The sequence below is a fragment of the Paramixta manurensis genome, assembly GCF_013285385.1.
GTDB classification, from domain to species: Bacteria; Pseudomonadota; Gammaproteobacteria; order Enterobacterales; family Enterobacteriaceae; genus Paramixta; species Paramixta manurensis.
This window is the reverse complement of sequence record NZ_CP054212.1, coordinates 1,343,047-1,360,510: the sequence shown is the minus strand read 5'-3', so window position 1 is coordinate 1,360,510 and position 17,464 is coordinate 1,343,047. Positions and strand designations below refer to the sequence as shown.

At 54.4% G+C, this 17,464-nt stretch carries 11 protein-coding genes and 3 pseudogenes; 7 read left to right on the top strand and 7 right to left on the bottom strand.

All coding sequences use genetic code 11. The features are described from left to right. Positions 1 to 268: 268 nt before the first annotated feature. From PMPD1_RS06605 to PMPD1_RS06585, 5 genes and pseudogenes are all read left to right on the top strand, one after another. Positions 269 to 1,102 (top strand): annotated as a pseudogene (locus PMPD1_RS06605) (RNase A-like domain-containing protein). 7 nt (positions 1,103 to 1,109) lie between these two features. Beyond that, the gene (locus tag PMPD1_RS06600; RefSeq protein ID WP_173633290.1) at positions 1,110 to 1,412 is read left to right on the top strand and encodes a contact-dependent growth inhibition system immunity protein; all 303 of its coding nucleotides are present in this window, start codon (positions 1,110 to 1,112) and stop codon (positions 1,410 to 1,412) included. Between the two features lie 106 nt (positions 1,413 to 1,518). Next, positions 1,519 to 2,732 (top strand): IS3 family transposase gene (locus tag PMPD1_RS06595; RefSeq protein ID WP_173632181.1). Its coding sequence is split into 2 segments (ribosomal slippage): positions 1,519 to 1,813 and positions 1,813 to 2,732, totalling 1,215 coding nucleotides; the frame shifts between segments, so codons are not numbered across the junction. A 200-nt stretch (positions 2,733 to 2,932) separates the two neighbouring features. Continuing rightward, positions 2,933 to 3,142 (top strand): putative hemolysin, encoded by a 210-nt coding sequence (locus tag PMPD1_RS06590; RefSeq protein WP_435529732.1) that lies wholly within the window; start codon positions 2,933 to 2,935, stop codon positions 3,140 to 3,142. 66 nt (positions 3,143 to 3,208) lie between these two features. Beyond that, entirely contained in the window at positions 3,209 to 3,307 is a 99-nt protein-coding gene (locus PMPD1_RS06585) for a YoaK family small membrane protein (protein ID WP_173633288.1), read from the top strand. Positions 3,308 to 3,470: 163 nt separating this feature from the next. Here the strand turns inward: PMPD1_RS06585 and iraP are convergent, their stop codons facing one another. The 4 genes and pseudogenes from iraP to PMPD1_RS06565 all read right to left on the bottom strand — a co-directional run bounded on the left by iraP (position 3,471) and on the right by PMPD1_RS06565 (position 5,405). Further along, positions 3,471 to 3,818 (bottom strand): anti-adapter protein IraP, encoded by a 348-nt coding sequence (iraP, locus tag PMPD1_RS06580; protein ID WP_173633287.1) that lies wholly within the window; start codon positions 3,816 to 3,818, stop codon positions 3,471 to 3,473. Between the two features lie 234 nt (positions 3,819 to 4,052). Beyond that, on the bottom strand, positions 4,053 to 4,907 hold the full coding sequence (locus tag PMPD1_RS06575; RefSeq protein WP_173633286.1) for an SDR family oxidoreductase: 855 nt from the start codon (positions 4,905 to 4,907) through the stop codon (positions 4,053 to 4,055). A gap of 94 nt (positions 4,908 to 5,001) precedes the next feature. Next, positions 5,002 to 5,310: pseudogene (locus tag PMPD1_RS06570) on the bottom strand (integrase core domain-containing protein); the annotation flags it as partial. After that, positions 5,292 to 5,405, bottom strand: coding sequence for a transposase (locus PMPD1_RS06565; protein WP_173633285.1), 114 nt, complete (start codon positions 5,403 to 5,405; stop codon positions 5,292 to 5,294). The gene PMPD1_RS06565 and the pseudogene PMPD1_RS06570, both read right to left, overlap by 19 nt. Before the next feature lie 170 nt (positions 5,406 to 5,575). Between PMPD1_RS06565 and PMPD1_RS06560 the strand changes: the two genes are divergently transcribed. Further along, the gene (locus PMPD1_RS06560) at positions 5,576 to 5,800 is read left to right on the top strand and encodes a SymE family type I addiction module toxin (protein WP_435529712.1); all 225 of its coding nucleotides are present in this window, start codon (positions 5,576 to 5,578) and stop codon (positions 5,798 to 5,800) included. A 45-nt stretch (positions 5,801 to 5,845) separates the two neighbouring features. On the opposite strand, the gene PMPD1_RS06555 is transcribed toward PMPD1_RS06560, so the two are convergent. Genes PMPD1_RS06555 through PMPD1_RS06545 form a run of 3 tightly spaced genes read right to left on the bottom strand, consistent with a single transcriptional unit; the run spans position 5,846 to position 16,875 of the window. After that, complete coding sequence (locus tag PMPD1_RS06555) at positions 5,846 to 6,157, bottom strand: hypothetical protein (protein WP_173633284.1); 312 nt, start codon at positions 6,155 to 6,157, stop codon at positions 5,846 to 5,848. Beyond that, positions 6,154 to 15,201 (bottom strand): hemagglutinin repeat-containing protein, encoded by a 9,048-nt coding sequence (locus tag PMPD1_RS06550; RefSeq protein ID WP_173633283.1) that lies wholly within the window; start codon positions 15,199 to 15,201, stop codon positions 6,154 to 6,156. Before PMPD1_RS06550 ends, PMPD1_RS06555 begins: the two co-directional genes overlap by 4 nt. Before the next feature lie 12 nt (positions 15,202 to 15,213). Further along, a complete protein-coding gene (locus tag PMPD1_RS06545; protein WP_173633282.1) occupies positions 15,214 to 16,875 on the bottom strand; it encodes a ShlB/FhaC/HecB family hemolysin secretion/activation protein in 1,662 nt (553 codons plus the stop codon). A gap of 259 nt (positions 16,876 to 17,134) precedes the next feature. Here PMPD1_RS06545 and PMPD1_RS06540 point away from each other — a divergent pair. Further along, positions 17,135 to 17,411: pseudogene (locus tag PMPD1_RS06540) on the top strand (DUF4942 domain-containing protein); the annotation flags it as partial. Positions 17,412 to 17,464: the final 53 nt, after the last annotated feature.

The following is a 17,464-nucleotide window of genomic DNA, read 5'->3' as shown; positions in this document are numbered from 1 at the left end:
TACACAATTAAATGATAAATAGATAATTTATTGTTTTACATAAATAAAATACAGTTCGACACGATAGCTTTGGTAGATTTTATGGTGATGCAAGTCGGTTAATGAGGAGAAAAGCATTGTTTTTCAGTAAGTGAGATGGTTTAGTCAGGCGTATAGGTAGGTTTTCAGGGTATTGCAGTGGAAAAATTTACTGTGCCACTATAAAAATGCTTGCAGACAGTCATTTATTTCAATGTCAGCTCTCATTTATGTGTGATTGTTAAACAGGATGCAAGTTATGGATGACGGTTTAAAGGTCGTAATGTCGCCCGTTCAGTTGGCCGCTGTGCTGTCCGATAGAACAGTCACTGAATCTGAAACTATGAGTAACAGGCTCTTGGGCGGCCTGGATTTACTTATGGGGAGTCTCGAACTGGCCGGAGCTACTGCGCTCTGTCTGGTCCCTGAACCAACAGGATTTACCAAGGTGGGCTGCGTGGTTGTGGGAGCTCACAGTATGGATAATATCAACACGGCAGCAAACCGCATTCTTTCCGGAACCAATACCCGGACAGCAACTTACCGGGCCGCGACAGAATTGGCTAAGAAACTCGGAGCCGACGACGACACAGCCTGGAAAATAGGCCTTACTGTAGATATCGCTATTCCTATTGCGCTCTCGTTAGGCTTGGGAGCTGTGAGGGTCGCATCGGTTCGGGCGGGTCGAATCCGGCTAATTGAGCATGAATCTGTTTCCGGCCCTAAACCTGGCGGCCATACCCTGTCACAGCATGTGGGCCTGTCTGAGGCCAGACTAAGAATGCGTATGGCTAATCGTCCAGCTATGGCCGCAACAAGCACATTTACGGATCTGCGCACAGCATAGAATGCCATTACCAGAGCGATGTATGTCAATAAATCCCTTATTAAGCACTGGGCCAGTAATGCACCAAGAGGCAATAAACTAGAAATTGATTATTTTGTAGGTAAAAAGATTGGTTTCGGTATTGAATCAGCCACTGGCCCGGTAATCAGTTCACAGAAAATTCGGGTTGTATTACGATTAGAAGAATATAACGGCAAGCCTTATTACATACTTACGGCTTTCCCCAGCTTCAGGTAACTTATATATGCATAACCAACAATTAAATCACCTGATGGGTGCTTACTTTAATCAGGACTATTATTTGTCCGGTGAAACGATTGAAGAAGTGATGCAGACCTATCTGGACTGTGAGGCATCTGACACCATTCAGGCACTGATTGAGGAATGTGCTGAGTTCGTAAAAAAAGTGGATGCTGAAAACGTATTTTATGAACTGTATCGCTATGACTTTAAACCTGAGCGTTGGGGATTAACGTCCGTGGCATTTCTCAAACTCATTTCCGGGCTGGCTAGCGCTTTTCTCAGTAAAGGTGGCATCAATCAGTGAATGCATCTCTGTCTGAAACTGATAACGGATCAACTTAGGGCATACTTCAGCCCCAGCGTTGCGCATTCCCTGTAGTGGCACAGTAAATTTGGCCACCTGATTAAAGGTGATATTCTCACCACAACATAAAACAGGTGACTTAATGAACAAGAAAACTAAGCGTACTTTCACCCCTGAGTTCAGGCTGGAATGTGCACAGCTGATTGTTGATAAGGGCTACTCATATCGACAAGCCAGTGAAGCGATGAATGTCGGTTCTACCACCCTTGAGAGCTGGGTGCGCCAGCTCAGGCGAGAGCGGCAGGGGATTACGCCCTCTGCTACTCCCATTACTGCAGAACAGCAACGTATTCGCGAGCTGGAAAAGCAGGTTCGCCGCCTGGAGGAACAGAATACGATATTAAAAAAGGCTACCGCACTCTTGATGTCCGACTCACTGAACGGTTCACGATAGCCGCCAGACTGAGTGACAGCCACACGGTTGTCAGCCTTTGCTCCGCGCTGGAAATACACCGTAGCAGTTACCGGTACTGGCGAAAACGACGCGATACTGTCAATCCGGCGCGAGTCAGGTTGTACAGCGAAATACGCCGGGCGTGGAACCAGAGCCGGGGCTCAGCAGGCGCACGCACGCTGGCTGAAATGCTGGCTCAAAATGGCGTTCCGATGACCCGTTACCGTGCCGGGCGTCTGATGAAATACCTGAACCTGAGCAGTTGCCAGCCCGGAAAACATCAGTACAAAAATGCCCGTCAGGAGCATACCTGCCTGCCGAATCTGCTCGAGCGTCAGTTCGCTGTACCGGAGCCAGACCGGGTATGGTGTGGAGATATTACGTATATCTGGGCTGGAAATCGCTGGTGCTATCTGGCGGTTGTTATGGATCTTTTTGCCCGCAGGGTTATCGGCTGGAGTCTGTCAGCGAATGCCGATACCGCACTGATAAGAAGTGCTCTGCGGATGGCCTATGAGACGCGTGGTCAACCGCGTGATGTCATGTTCCATAGCGACCAGGGAAGCCAGTATACAGGCCTTAAATATCAGCAAGTTCTCTGGCGTTACAGGATAAAGCAAAGCGTCAGTCGTCGGGGGAACTGCTGGGATAATAGCCCCATGGAACGCTTCTTCCGTAGTCTGAAAACAGAATGGGTGCCGACGAATGGTTACGCAGGTAAGGATGAGGCCCGGCGACAAATCGGCAGTTATATCCAGAATTACTACAATAGCGTCAGACCTCATCATTACAACGGGGGGCTGACGCCGGAAGAATCAGAGAACCGATACCGTTCTTACTGTAAAACCGTGGCCAGTATTACTTGACCACTACACCCATCCGACCTGTTGGCAGGGAAAAGTCCACCTCAATCAGCGCTTCTCGATTAAAACTGTCATAGCTGGCATCATCAAGCGAAAAGGCTTTAGAATACGCTTATCTAATCAACCGACTGCTTCGGCACGTATCGTGAACGGCAGAGCCGGAAGATTGCCAAGGAGACAGATTAATGAAACCAGTACTAATGATGATCGCCATCGCTACCTTAACGGCCTGCGCAACAAAGCCTGAAGAGCCTAAGCGCGTTGGTATGGCTAACCCAGCCTCAGTATATTGCGAGAAAATAGGCGGGAAACTGGATACAGTGAAAGAGACCAACGGTGAAGTGGGATACTGCACATTGCCAAGTGGAGAACGTATCGAAGAGTGGGCGCTATACAGAAGAGATAATAAGTAAGCGTTCGAACAGCCGTCTGGTTAAAGAACCCCGCCGGCTTACATCATTCGCCCCCATGAGGTCACCATGAAGATAGGATATATATTCCCCGCCCTATGCGGAATTGCCGGTATCGTACTGCTGATATGGTTTATCGCCAGCGGCGCGTGGCAGCCCGGCGCATAATGCGTTTCTGCCAGCCAGCGATGTAAAGGAATGACCCGTATTACACACCGTTTTCACTGGAAGCCAGCGATAAGTTATTCAGTGCGCGCGGAATACGGGCCCATGCCGCTGGCTGGTCTGTTCAGACGAACGCTTTACTCATATCAGAAACCGAGCTGCGTATTTAAGTGTCGTTTTCTTTGTCGTCAGGTAAGGCAACGAAGTCCTCAATTGCCTTTTCACTGATATCTGAATCAAATTTTTCAATTAGTTGCGTAACTTCAATTTGCTCTTGAAATTTTGTAAGCAGCAGTTGTGCGTCCGATTTTATTAAATCATCTGAGGACTCAAGAACAGAATTAATGGCCCTGGTTACGCCACCTATCATTTCTGAAATCCCCCCCTCTTTGCTAATCGCTAACATTAAAGCGCTAATTAAGAGAGATTGCGCTTCGACCTGAGCCGTCAACTGTTTTGTCTCCGCATCCATGGTCGATATTTTAGCAAGCATGTGCAGGATAATATTTTTCATATATAACCTTTAATTCAAAACGTTAGGGCTAAATCAATCGTATTTTAACTCTATCTGCTGCGCTTACGTCTGATAATACCGTTATCAATAACCTAACAGCTATGACTTTGCCAGAAAATACAACCGGCCTGAAGCCGATTATTCCTGATTATGATAGAAGCCTATTTGGTCTCTGAGCCATAAACAGTAAAAAACCGCCCGCAGGCGGTAATAAACGCTCAATTTCGCTCTAGTTTATTTCCCGTTGGGGGTCTCCGGCGCAATCTCATATGACTTCTGCACCAGTGGGTCGCGCTCTGCTTGCTGATGCACTTTGCGGTTCCAGACTTCATCCATCTGTTTTTTGGTATCGGCAATAATCTCTGCCGGGACAACGTTCCGGTAAGTATCAACTTCCCCGGTCACCACCTTGACGATAAGCTCCGATACCTGTCGGGGATGATACTGCTCGTGAGGAAAAGAGATTTTTTCATAGTCGAAGACGGTGTGGTATTTATCCTCAACCCACCAGTGTTTCCACGCTTCAAACATCCGGTCATTGAAACCGGTAAGAATAGGGCCAGGGTTAACGGTTGCTACCTGAACGCCAAACTCATGGACCTCTTTATTTAATGCCTCGGCAAAGGCTTCCAGGGCGTGTTTAGACGCTGAATAAGCGCCGGTAAACGGGTCAGTGGTAATTCCTGCCACGGAGGAAACAAATACAATCTTCCCCCGTTTTTTCTCAATAAACCGGCGGACAATATGCTGGGTTAGAAGAATCGTGCCGAATACATTTACCTCAAACTGGCTCCGGAGTTTATCTTCCGGCAGATCTACTACCGCTCCGCCTTCAGATATACCTGCATTGTTAAGCAAGATATCAATATCCCATTCGGCAGCCAGTAACCGATCATTTTCATCGGTGATATTCAGTTTTTCAACCCGAATATCGAGCCCTTCTTTTTTAGCCTCATCCTTTAAAGACTGGATTTGAGCCACAGTTTCTGTGGTAGCAATAACCTCATAGCCTTGCCTGGCGAGCAAAAAAGCGCTTTCTTTTCCAAACCCGCTTCCGGCCCCGGTGATAAGTACAATTTTATTATCCATGTGATTCTCCAGGCTAACTTCAAGTGATCTACATCACATAACTATAAGACAGGATGAGCAAATCTGCCGGGTTGAAGTTGTAAGTACACCTGTTTTAGTTCCACGCACTTTTTGAGATTTCCGGGTTTTCAGCCATCAGCCGGTATTCTTCCGGCGTCAGATTATTCAGGGATTCATGAGGTCGCTCGCTGTTATATTCGGCCAGCCAGCGCTCCGTGATTTCCCGTGCTTCATTCAGTGTCCTGAACAAATAAAAATCCAAGATTTCTGTCCGGTACGTCCGGTTAAAGCGCTCGATAAACGCGTTCTGTGTCGGCTTACCTGGCTTGATAAATTTCTGCATTACCCCATGTTCTTCGGTCCACTGCGCCAGCGCCACTGAGATCAGTTCCGGGCCATTATTCCCGCTTCGCGGCAGACATCTTTGACGGTGCGTCCGGCTTCGACGGACTTCAGAACGGTGATGATCTGGTGCTCGGTGAATCGGGCTTTGCGCATGACGATCTCCTCAGGGGACATAAACAGTATGTCGGAAGATCTCTAAAAGTGCATGGTGCGTTTTGCAGGGATACTTACAATGGCGCTGTACTGCACCCGCTCTTCCTCCGGTATCAGCCCCAGAACGGCATCCATCAACGAGGATTTCACAGGCGGGCTTTACGCCGGGTATGCCGATAAAAATCCGGGTAATGCCCGACTGCATTGTGATCACCACCCAGAACAGCCGCGAGCTGTGGGGCTGCGCCGAGAGCTTAAGCATCACACACTTCAGCAAAAAGAAGATGATCCAGTGGATTAAGGACTTTCCGGGGGCGCTGAACGACACCGGCAATATTCCGGTTATCAGACGGGAGTCGCCCCGCTATGACTGCCTCAAGCGGGGCAAGGGCTGACCTTTAAAGTAAAAATCCCGGCCGTTGGTCGGGATTATTTGATGTTTAATAGAAGTCGGGATCTACCCGCCCCTTTGCTTTCAGGATCTCAAGGAACCGGTTGTAGGCTGTTTCATCGTATTCAAGAAGATCATCCAAAAGCTTTTCCTCTATCAATGGTTTATAAAAAACCCCTTCTTTATAATAAATAAAATCCCCATCCAGATTAGGATCAATTATATCTATACCGTTTTCTAATTTATAAACAGTAAGCCCACCATTTCCCTTAGGAAGACCATAAAAATAGGTATTTTCCCCAATCCAGTAAATGGCGTAAATATCTACTGTTTGCCTTGCAAATTGGTTTCTTATCTTCATGGCATTTCCCTCAAAGAAGGCCCTGGTTGTAAATCTGAACGTTTAGGTGTGACAATTTTTACGTCATAAGCCTTATTTGTGACAGCATTATATTGATAATGAATTTCAATATTACTTCCATCTGGAAGAGTATGATTAGTAGCCATTTTCTGGAACCCCGCGCTGGTTGGGAAACGAGGATCAGTATTCATTCCTTTTAACGGGTGACCACCTGACGGATTTTTTTCAACCTGATTCCACAATACCTGCTCATTCAGATCTCTTGGCGCAGTAAATTGTTTACCTGGCTTCGCCGTCGATATTTTTTCCGCCGCACTGATCAGAATCTTATTCGAGATAACACCGGTAGCCTTACCAACCAGCGATAACGCTTTTTCTGCCGGGATCGACGTCAGCAGCGCCAGTGCGTAATCCTTCGCATCTTCCGCTGATAACACCGCCATTACGGTATCTGAACCGGGGTTATTGCTCAGGATAGCTTTAATGATATCTGCGCTTTCCGGCAGATCGCCTTTCACCATCTGCGCCAGGCCTGCCTGCACCTGTTCAGGCGGCAGGTTATTATCCTGTGCGTATTTCACATAGGACTGCACCGACTGGCCGTAATCTATTGCACCGGATGGCAGGATATTGTTCCAACCATCACTCAACGCATTATTCTCAACCGCATTCTTCCCGGCAGCAGCCCCAGCAGCCGCACCTGCGATATTTCCACCCGCGATCCCGCCTGCCATACCCGCTGATATACTCGCCAGTGCACTGACTGTCTGCTTCTGTTCTTCAGATAATTTATCCACGCCCGGATAGAGCATACTGGCGATAGCGCGTGCCGCCAGCTCTCCGCCTCCTGCGCCAGTCGCCCCTGCAGCTGCACTGTTACCCTGCAGCGCGGCAACCGCGCCACCAAGAATCGCATGTGCGATGGCATTAACGGCAGGATTACCCTCCGTTGATTTCAGCAGATGCGCCAGCTCCGGCGCCGAAGCGCCGGCCAGTGCCCCCGCTATATTCCCGCCCGCCAGCCCCTGCAGTGCTGCGGTGGCGGCCTGGATACCGCGCTGAATGTCGCTGCCCGTACCAAACTTTTCCTGCTCTTTTTTGTATTCCGGCGTGTCACGCAGTTTCGCCAGATATGACTGCCGCTGCTCTTCCGTCGCATCCGCCGGAACCGGCCCGTATTTATCCTGCGCCGTCTTCAGCGCATTCAGCTCACCCTGCGTCCGGGCAATATCCGCCACCTGACCGCCGATATCGCTGAGCATCCCGATTTCCTTCAGCCGGTTCTGCTCTTTCTTCTTGTCGAAAATCGGGCTGATGCTGTCGTTGGCGCGTTCGGTGTCCCGGCTCAGGTTCGCCACGTCCTGCTTCTGATTGTCCTTGTCGCGGATGGTGATGGCGCCGTCAGCCACGGCAGCCTGCGTGGTGCCTTCCGCATGACCGCTGTTGCCCACCTCCGCAATCATCCCGCCCGGCATGTTGCCCTTAAACTGGTCGCCAAAGCTGCCCGCGCCGCTGATACTGATGCCGGTGTGCTCAGTTTTAAAATCCGCTTCGTTATGGATATCAGTGAAGCCCAGCGTCCCGGTATTGAGACTGTTTTTATCCGCCGTGGCGGTGGAGGCGATAACCGCGCCATCAAGTTGGGTATGATTGCCGACGGTAATATCGAAGCCGCCATCACCGGCAAACATCCCGGTCTGCTCAGCCACCGAGTCGAAGCGGCTCTTCATTTTGTCCTGGCTGGCACTGATGTAGCCGGAGCCGGTCATGCTGCCGAAGGTGAAGCTGCCGCCCGCCGCCACGCTGGTCTGCTCGCTGTCGTACTTGTTGCTGTCCTGCTGGCTACGCATCAGCAGGTCGTGACCCACATCAGCCACGATTTTATTACCGTTGACTTGCGCTCCATTGAGCACGGTGTCGTTCCCGCTCTTAATGGTGACGGTCTTGCCGCTGTCTATCGTGGTTTCCGTCCAGTCGGTGCCGTTGCCTTTGTCCTTGCCTTTTGCCGCGTTGACGTTGGCAAACACGCTGATACCTGCGCTGCCACCTCCCGCACCAATGCTGACGCCCACACCACCGCCGCTGCTGCTGTTCTTGCCGCTGGACTGTTGAGTGTTGGCCGCGCCGCTGAGAATGACGTCGTTCTTCGCGTCCAGCAGCGTGTCGCCGCCTGCCTTCAACTGGCTTCCGGCAATCACGATATCGCCACTGTTCGGGCCTTTGCCTTTCCCGTTGGCGGTGATGGAAAGATTATTGCCCGCGTTCAGGGTACTGCCCGCCACCGCATCGCTCTCGGCATGCTGCTGCGATTTGGATTTCTGCGTGGTCAGCGAGAGGCTGACGCCCATCGCATTCGGGTCGGCCGTCAGGTTTGCCGCCTCAGCCGCCTGCCCTGCCTGCACGCCGGAAAGCACGGTCTTGGTGGCCTGAAGCGCCTTCAGACGTTCGTCGCTCTCCTCTCTGGTGTCCTGCGCCGCCTTGACCGCATTGTTGATCGCGCTGCCGACGGTGCCCGAAAGCGCCACTGTCAGCCCGCTGTTCTTCTGCTCAAAGGTTTCATCGCGGGTGCGTTTGTCGTGGCCCGGCTCGATGATGACGCTGCTGCCGCTGAGGCTCATATCCTTCCCGGCAATCAGGTCTGCGCCGCCAATATGCGCCTGGTTTCCGGCAGCGATAACCACGTTACCGCCCGTCGAGCCGACGGTGCTGAAGCTCTGGCTTTGCGTGGTGCCCGCCTCACGCAGGTCATGGGTGGTTTTGCTGCTGCCGACGGTGATGCCGATGCCGCCGGTGCCCATCAGGCCGCTCTTCTTCGTTTCCTTAAAGCGCCACGATGAATCAGTGTTGGTGGCCGCCACGATATCGACGTTGTTGCCCGCGCCCAGCACCACAGTGTTGTCACCCACCACGGAAGAGCCTTTTACCAGCAGGTTGTTGCTCGCCTGCACGGTGACGTTATCGCCGGAAAGCAGAGTGCCTGCCTCACGGGTCGCGCTGTCTTCCCCGATGGTGTGGGTCGTTTTCTTGCTGAGTAACCCTTTTTTAGTCTTCGTCTGCTCTTTGTAGTGGTAGTCGCTTTCCGTCGCCGTCGTCAGGTTTACGTCGCGGCCTGCCGCCACGCCGATATCCCCGCTGGCGATTACCTGCGCCGCGCCGCTGTTCACGTCACGTCCGGCAATAATCGTGGTGTTGCCGCCGCTTACGATTTCGGTGCCCTGCTGGCGTACGGATTCGTCGATAACGGTTTTCTTTTTCGCGTGCGAGCTGCTGCCGGTCACGGTTTCTTCCGCCAGCAGGTTCACATCACGCCCGGCCCGGATACCAACGTTCCCTTCCGCCGCGATGCCCGCCGCCTGGCCGGTAACGTCGCGTCCGGCCACCAGCGTCACATTGCTTCCCGCTGATATCGTGGTTCTGTCGGCGCTACTGGTGTGGCTTTCGCTGCCGCCCGTGCGGATACTTTGCCCGTTGGCTGCCGCGTTCAGGTTCAGGTCATTACCTGCGCCCATCGCCAGCTCGCCGCCTGCGGCCACGTTCGCGCCGGTGATGTTGATGTCTTTTGCCGCCGCCATAGCCAGGCCATCGCTGGCGCTGATGGAGGCGGTTTGTCCGACATCGGTGCCGCTGATATGCACACTGCCGCGACGGCTTTCACCGTCCACGCTCCACTGCTGCGTCTGGGTGATGTTGTTGATGCTGCCGCCGGTGCTTTCCAGCTGGACGGTTTTACCGGACATCACCGAGCCGATGTTGTTGATATCGCCCAGCGCACTCAGATTCAGGCCGCCACCCGCGCTGATAAGCCCGGCATTCAGGTTGCTCAGGCTGTTGCTGCTGTCGACGGCAAGCCCGTTCTGCGCCAGCAACGAACTGCCGCTGTTGGTGACGTTGCCGCCCGCCAGCTGCACGTTGTTGCCGCTAATCACGCTGCCGCTCTGCACCGTGACATCTTTTGGTGATAGGTACACTTTTGGCACCATCACGGTCTGGCCGTTAATGGTGGCGGTTTCATACCACAGAATGCTGTGATTGAGGGCCGCCACTTGGTCGGCGGTCAGCGCCACGCCGAATTTCAGGCCGAGCGAACTCTGCGCATCGACGGCGTTATCCATCAGGTAACGCATCTGGTCGAGGTCGGAGCCGATGCCGTTGATATAGCGCGTCCCGGTCTGGCTCAGCACGGTATTCGACACATAGCGCGTATCAAACGCCGCATCGCCGAGGAAGCGGTAGCCCTTGTCCGGATTTAGGTTAAGGCGATCCAGCATGTACGACGAACCGAGGAACTGATTCATATCGGTGTACTGGCTGCCCGTCTCGCGCGGGGCCGCGCCCGGGCTCATACCGAGCAGCTTATACAGATCGCCAAACAGCGACGAATCGAGCTGGCCCAGGCCGTCGAGTTTGGGGTTAACGGTGATCAGATACGGGCTGTCGGGGTCGGTGGACGGTACGAAGTAGCCGTTGTTGCCGGAAGGCAGCGGGTAGTTGCCGTCTATACCGCCAGTTGCTAAACCGATACCATCAATGGGTTGTAACGCATCCGTCATACTGTCCTGCCATTGTGGAGCATCCACGCTGGCGGAGTCTGCATTCGCCAGCGCCTGCGCATCCAGACTCTCTGCAATTCGCTGCGGCGCCAGGGCGTTGAGTGCAGGGGCATGCAAACGACCAGAAATCCCCCCGGCCCTCGCTGTGGTGGTGGTGTTACTGATATCGGAAGAGAACACCGCATCAATCATCCCACCCGCGCTGATCACACCACGGTACAGCAGTCCATCAGGCGTAGTGAGTTGCCGGGACGTCAGACGGTAGCCTTCACATTCATAGGGACCCCAGACATACCGGCGACTGCTGTCCAGTGTCCACACCGTTTCATCTACCGACGTTCCTTCCTGCCAGCTCTGGTTGTTCAGCGTCGTACCCTGTAGGTACATATCGTTACCTGCCAGAATAAAAGCCGCTTCGTTCTCCAGACGCCCGGCAGTTATCTTCATATCGGTGCCGCTGACAATTCGTCCGGCATTTCCTTTGGCGGTAATGGTCACCACCTCTTTATCACCGGTTTGTATCCGGTATTCCTGCGCAGGCGGAACACCGATAAGCTTCCAGACCAGAAGGTAAGGGCCATCATTGTCGGTTCGAAGTTCCCACCATTGATTCGGAGGAAGAGGTGTCAGCGTACCGCTGCTGCTACCGGAAGTGACCACGCGCGTGACCGTCAGACCATCTCGCCGGTTCAGCAAATGCCCGGTCTTAATGGTGATATCGCCATTGGTGGTTTCGATATTCCCGGAGGTGTTAATCACTTCGGCGTTCGCCGCGCCGCGGGCGTCCTTCTGCATCACCAGGTTGTTGCCCGCCAGCATATCGCCGCGCAGGTTCTGGATGCTGTTGGCAAACAGCGAGAGGTTGTTGCCCGCATACAGCAGCGCGGTGTTGATGATCGATCCGGCGGCCGTTAACGCCAGGCTGCCCGCCGTGCCAGTAAAGCCGTCGAGGGTGATATTGCTCTGGCTGGTCAGATTAACGTCGCCGCCTGCCTGCAACGAACCACCGGCGTTCATCGCAATCTGACGGCCGCTTAAGGCCGTGGTACCGCTGCCTGCGGTCAGTTGGCCGTTGTTGGTCAGCTTGCCCGCAGCAGCCAGCGTGATGCCGTTGCCCTGCAATGTGGCTCCGTTAGTGACATCGCCCTGGCTGCTGATGGCGAGCTGCCTGTGCGCGGCGATAATGCCCTGCATGATAAAGCTGTTGGTGAGCTTCAGCGTCAGGTTGCCGAGCGCCACCAGTTGGCCTGCGCCACTGAGGGAGACCATTTCGGCGAGCATATCTCCGCCGCTGAACAACTTCCCGCCCGAGTTGTTGAGGCTGTTCCCTTTGAGCGTCAGGCCCTGATTACCGAGTAAGGTGCCGCTGTTGATCACGGTCTGCGTGTTGACGTTCAGCCGGGCGGCCTGCAAAGTGCCGCCGTTGGTCAGGCTGTTACCGGTAAGCGTCGCCTGATTCGCCGCCATCACTGTGCCGTTGCTGGCAAGCTTCGCCACGTTCAGCACCAGGTTCGTCGCCTGCAGCCAGCCGCTGCCGCTGTAGTCCGGCGTGGTGAACGTCAGGTCGCTGCCGGAGAGAATTTTACCGCCGTTGCGGGCCTGCGTTGCCGCACTGAGCGTCGTTTTACCGTTACCCTGAATGGCGCCGTCGTTGGTCAGTACCGGCGCGGTGAGGTTGAACGCGTTCTGGCTGAGCAGCACGCCGCTGGCCTGGTTGGTCAGCGCATCCAGTAAGATGAGTGTCAGGCCGCTGTCGCCCTGCACGCGCCCGCTATTGGTAAGCGAGCTGGCGCTGATTTGGGTATCCGCGCCCTGAAGCTGTCCGCTGTTGATGATGTCCCTGGCTTTGACGTTAAGCAGCCCGCCGGTCAGCATTTTGCCCTGCTGTTGCAGGTTGCCGTTGAACGTCACGTTCAGGCCGTTAACGCCGCTGATTTCGCCGCCGTTGCTGAGTGAATCCCCTTTCACCTCCAGCGTTTTCGCACTGATTAATCCCTGGTTGCTCAGCGCTTTGCCTGCAAGACGGGCGTCGCCCAGGGCGGTGATTTTGCTGCCGGTGGCGGCGATGAGGTCGCCACTCAGGGTCAGGGCTAAATCCAGCGCGCTCTGAATTGTGCCGCTGTTATTCAGAGAAGAACCGTCCAGCGTGATATTCTGCCCCTGAAGCCGACCGCTGTTGGTCACGTCTCCCGCGCTCAGCGTCAGTGACTTCTGGCTCAGCAGGTCACCGCTGTTGTTAAGCGCGTCCGTACTGTTCAGCGTCAGGCCATTCAGGCCAATCATCGTGCCCTTGTTGTCGAGGCTATTCTGGCGCAGCGAAAGCGTGTCGCCCTGAAGCATGCCATCGCTGGTAAATGCCGTGCCGGTGAGCGACAGGTCGTCTGCCGCGAGGAGACTGCCGTGGTTAGTCAGCGTTGGTGCGTTCAGGCTGATGCGGCCCTGGCTCATTAGCTCGCCATTGTTGAGCAGAGAGGTGCCCAACGTGGCGTTAAGATTGCCGGTAGCCAGCAGGGAGCCGCTATTGGTCCAACTGTCCGCCTGAGCGGTGAGGTTCTGGCCCTGCGTGATCCCAGCGGTATTCAGCGCTTTACCGCTGAGAGAAAGATCGCCCGCCGTCAGCCAGCGCCCGCTGGCACCCTGCGATAGCGAGTCACCAGCCAGCGTCAGCGCGCCGGTTCCCTGCAACAGGCCGTCACCGCTCAGCGTGATCGCTTTGACATTCAGCGTGTCCGCGATGATTTTGCCTGGGTTACTCAGCGCGGTAGCCGTCAGCACCAGGCCCTTGTCGCTGGTGATAAGCCCGCTGTTGCGAATGTCCTGAATAGCCAGCGTCAGATTCGCCGCACTGTAGAGTGTGCCGTTCTGCTGATTGTCCAGCTTTTGCGTGCCAATCAGCAAGGCGGCGTCGCCCTGCATCAAGCCGCTGTTAGCCAGCGTTTGTGACTGCGTGTTCAGGCTGGAAGCCACGAGCACGCCGCTGTTGGTAAGATCGGGCGCGTTGAGGCTGAGCGATGCCGCGCTGCTTTTGCCGCTGTGGGTCAGTTTTTCGCGGGCGTCCACATTCAGCGTCGATCTCGCGGCCTGGATGCCTTTCAGCTCCAGTTGGTTGGCGGCAAAGGTCAGGTTTTTCCCCTGAATTTGCGACGCTGCCGTGGTGGTCACGTTCTGCCCGCTGATACGGATATCTTCCGTGGCGTTTATCGCTCCGTTCAACGTCTGGCTGGCCGCCGTAAGCGACAGAGTGTTACCCGCCACCAGAGCGCCGCTGTGGTTAAGCGATGTCGCCGTCACCGCCAGGTCTTGTCCTGCGGTCATCCAGCCTGCGGAGGTCACCTCATCGGTGGCGTTTAGCGTAATTTTCCTGGCCGCATCGGTTCGGCTGGCGGCATCCTGACTGATGTTTTTCGCGGTGAGCGTCGCATCACGTCCGGCGGTCAGCTTTTCATTGGCGTGAGAAATTGTACCGTTGGCGTTCAGTGCCAGAGAGCCATCGCTGTTCAGCGAACCGTTGCGAAGTAGCATGTCACCCTGGCTGTTGAGCGTCATGTTGCCGCTGGCTTTGTGATCGCCCATTAGGACGAGGCTTTCACCTTTGGCGGACAACGCCCCGCTGGCGAGGCTGTTGTGAACGGTGAGTTTGCCATTGGCATTCAGAGTGATATTCCCCTGCCGCGCATTCAGGTCGCCGAGGTTAACGCCGACGCCTTTCTCGCTGGACACCAGACGGATGCGGTTGGCGTACATCCCGCCCAGCGCGCCGGTATCCACCGCTACCGTTGGCGAGGCACCTTCGCCTTGCTGCGCCTGCACACTGCCATCGGCGCTCACCCGATTTGCACCGGCAACCACGTTTAAATCCTTAGCGTGAATGGCGGCGTTCACTTCGGTAGCGCGGGAAATGATATCGATCGCATCGCTGCTGCTGGCATCAATCCCCTGCCCCTCAATGGTGATACTGCCTTTTTTCACGTCCAGCGCCTGTAAATTACCGCTAGCGTCAAAGACGGGTTTGCCGGTAGTCAGCGTGGCCTGCGGGGTGTTGATAAACCCGCAGCCGTTACAGGTGATGCCATACGGGTTCGCCACCATCACGTTCGCCGCTTTGCCCGCCACTTCGGTATAACCCTGCAGCTGTGAACGGTTGCCACCGGTCACTTCGTTGATGATGCCTTTCGCTTCTTTGCCCGCTTTCAGGTTGGCGTTGCCGCTAATCAGCCCGCCAAGCTGCGTCTGATTGAACTTACCCGTGGCGTTATTGAGGATCAGCCCCTCTTTGCCGACGTTGTAATCCTTAAACTGGTTGTGCGAAATCCCGGCCCCGTTCGGCGTCGCAATGCTCACGACCGGCACGCCGTTCGCCGCTTTATCTTTGGAGGTCTTGCCCGTTGGCGTCAGCGTGGCGGCAACGACTGGCAGCAAAGGCTGCGTCGCAAGCAGGCCGCTCACCAGATAGCTGAGCAGGCGGTAAGTTAAGCGAACGGGAGGCTGATGCATGCTAATAGTCCTTTAAAATGCGACGGCAACACGGTAGTAAACAGTGACGTGATCCGGGCCTAGCCAGTCCGGATAAACGAGGGGCAGACCAACGGTGAACGAGCTGGAAACATGGCTGTTGGTGATACCGAGCCCGGCGGCGGTGCCCCAGAGAGTGCCTGCCGAATAGCGATCTCGCTTGTCGGAATGCAACCAGCCGCCGTCGAGGGCCGCCAGCGCGCTGACCTGGCCGATAACCGGCAGCATAAACAGGGTGTAGCTGAGCTCGTTTCGCCAGTACGCGCCGTTATCGCCGGAAATGCTCTGCTCTTTAAAGCCGCGCACCGAGCTTTCACCGCCGATAGTCATACGTTCACTGCCGTAGAGGCGGTCTGGCGTCCACTGCCCGTAGGCGCTCGCCAGCCACCACAGATTGTCAGCCACCGGGCGCTGGAAGCTGGCATTCAGGCTCCATTTGCGGAACTGCGCTTTTGGTAAATCACCGTTTTTGCTGCCGTCGCTTTCCGCACCGAGCCACGGCATGCCGCGGCTGAAAGTCGGGTTAAACGTTGCCACGCCGCCGACTATTTTCTGGGTATGGTTCAGGCCAAACAGCAGGCTGGTGAGCTTGCGGCTGCTGCTTTTCAGCAGCACATCGTCGAGATAGTTGTGGTTGATGCGGTGGCTCAGGCCCACGGAGACACCGGTTTTAATATCGCCATTGCGGAACAGCACGTGCGAGAGATTGACGCGGTGCGTTTCGGTATCGCCGCCCGAGCGCCAGAGGTAGCCGTTGTTATTGAGGGTAGCGAGGTAGTTGTTCCAGCTGTAGCTGTAGTCCAGCAGGCTGTAGCCGTAGGGCACGCTGACGCCTGTGGCAAAATTCTGCGCGTCTTTTGCATTCGAAAACGCGCTACTGCGCCCGCCGCTGACAAACCAGCTGTCGGCCAGGCCCAGCAAATTGTTGCCGGTCAGGCCGCCGTTAATCTGCCCGATGCCGGTACTTTTTTGCCCGCTGTTATCGAAGCTCGCGGAGGCCGACAGCGGAAATTCCGGCGTGGCGGTAAGGTGCACCACCGACCAGCCTGGCTTATCCGCCGGCAATATTTCAATCTGAACAGGCGTGGTGCGCGTGCGGTTAATCTGCTCCATGCCTTGTTCAATATCGCGCAGATTAAGTATTTCCCCTTCAAGGCCCGGGAACGCCATTTTGAGCTCGCGCGCTGGCGCGCCGTCCATGCGGATTTTTTCGAGCTTGCCTTCCAGAATAGCTAAGCGTAATTCCCCGGAACGTAAATCTTGTTCAGTCAGGAAAGCGCGGCTGGTGATATATCCTCTGCTGATGTACCAGTCGGAAACGCGATTAGTGAGTTCATTAATTCGCGCCATATCCAGGCACTGACCCTGCCAGGGTTGCACTAATTTTTGCTGTTGGCGTGCATCGATGAGCGTAGTGCCATCCAGCATGATGCGATGGACAGTAAAACAGGGCCCCGAAGGCGCGGCGGGCAGCACCGGCGCAGCCGGGCGGACAATGGGCGTGGCGCGCTCCAGTGACTCTCGCTGCAGCTGGTTTTGCCGCAATAATTGCTGCTGCTGTTGATCGATACTCTCTTTGTCACCAGGTGACAAAGGGGCGGCAAAGATTGACTGACTAAATGCCAGTAATACCCACGCCGGATATAAATCTCTCATCCCTGATCCATATTTTTGTTATTTACATTACGAAAACACTTAATAACATTTGTTTACATTATTGAGCATCTTATCATTCAAGACCGGGGATCCTCAAATGGTTAAAGTAAGAATACGTGCAACTTTCAGATTTATCGCTGAAAGGTATTGCAAATAATAAGAGCATGACGATGGCTAATTTCACAATAATGTGATAGTCACCGCGTTGAAAAGTGAGTGAGGGAATGTGTGGTAGCAGCCACATGGTTGTCAGCCTTTGCGCGGAATAATCAACGTATTTAAAGGACTGAGCTGGGACGATAAGAGTAACAGTCCGTGTAAGTTCGGAAAGAAGATCATCATTGACGGGCTGGTTAGTTATGACCGGTGGGGATTTCATTTCTGTTTCGAGGATGAGTATGTCCGTAATACGCGACTTCCGAAAGGGGAGTGTTCACATCACTTTTAAACGTCCCGACCCGACAGAAAAGATGAATGACAGCGTGGCGAAGCACTATCAACCGCTGACCTATATTGCGTTGTCTGTTGTTCAGTGATCGCTCCTTCTTTCAGAAGCTTGTTGAGCAGCAAAGAATCAGAGGGCAAAGAG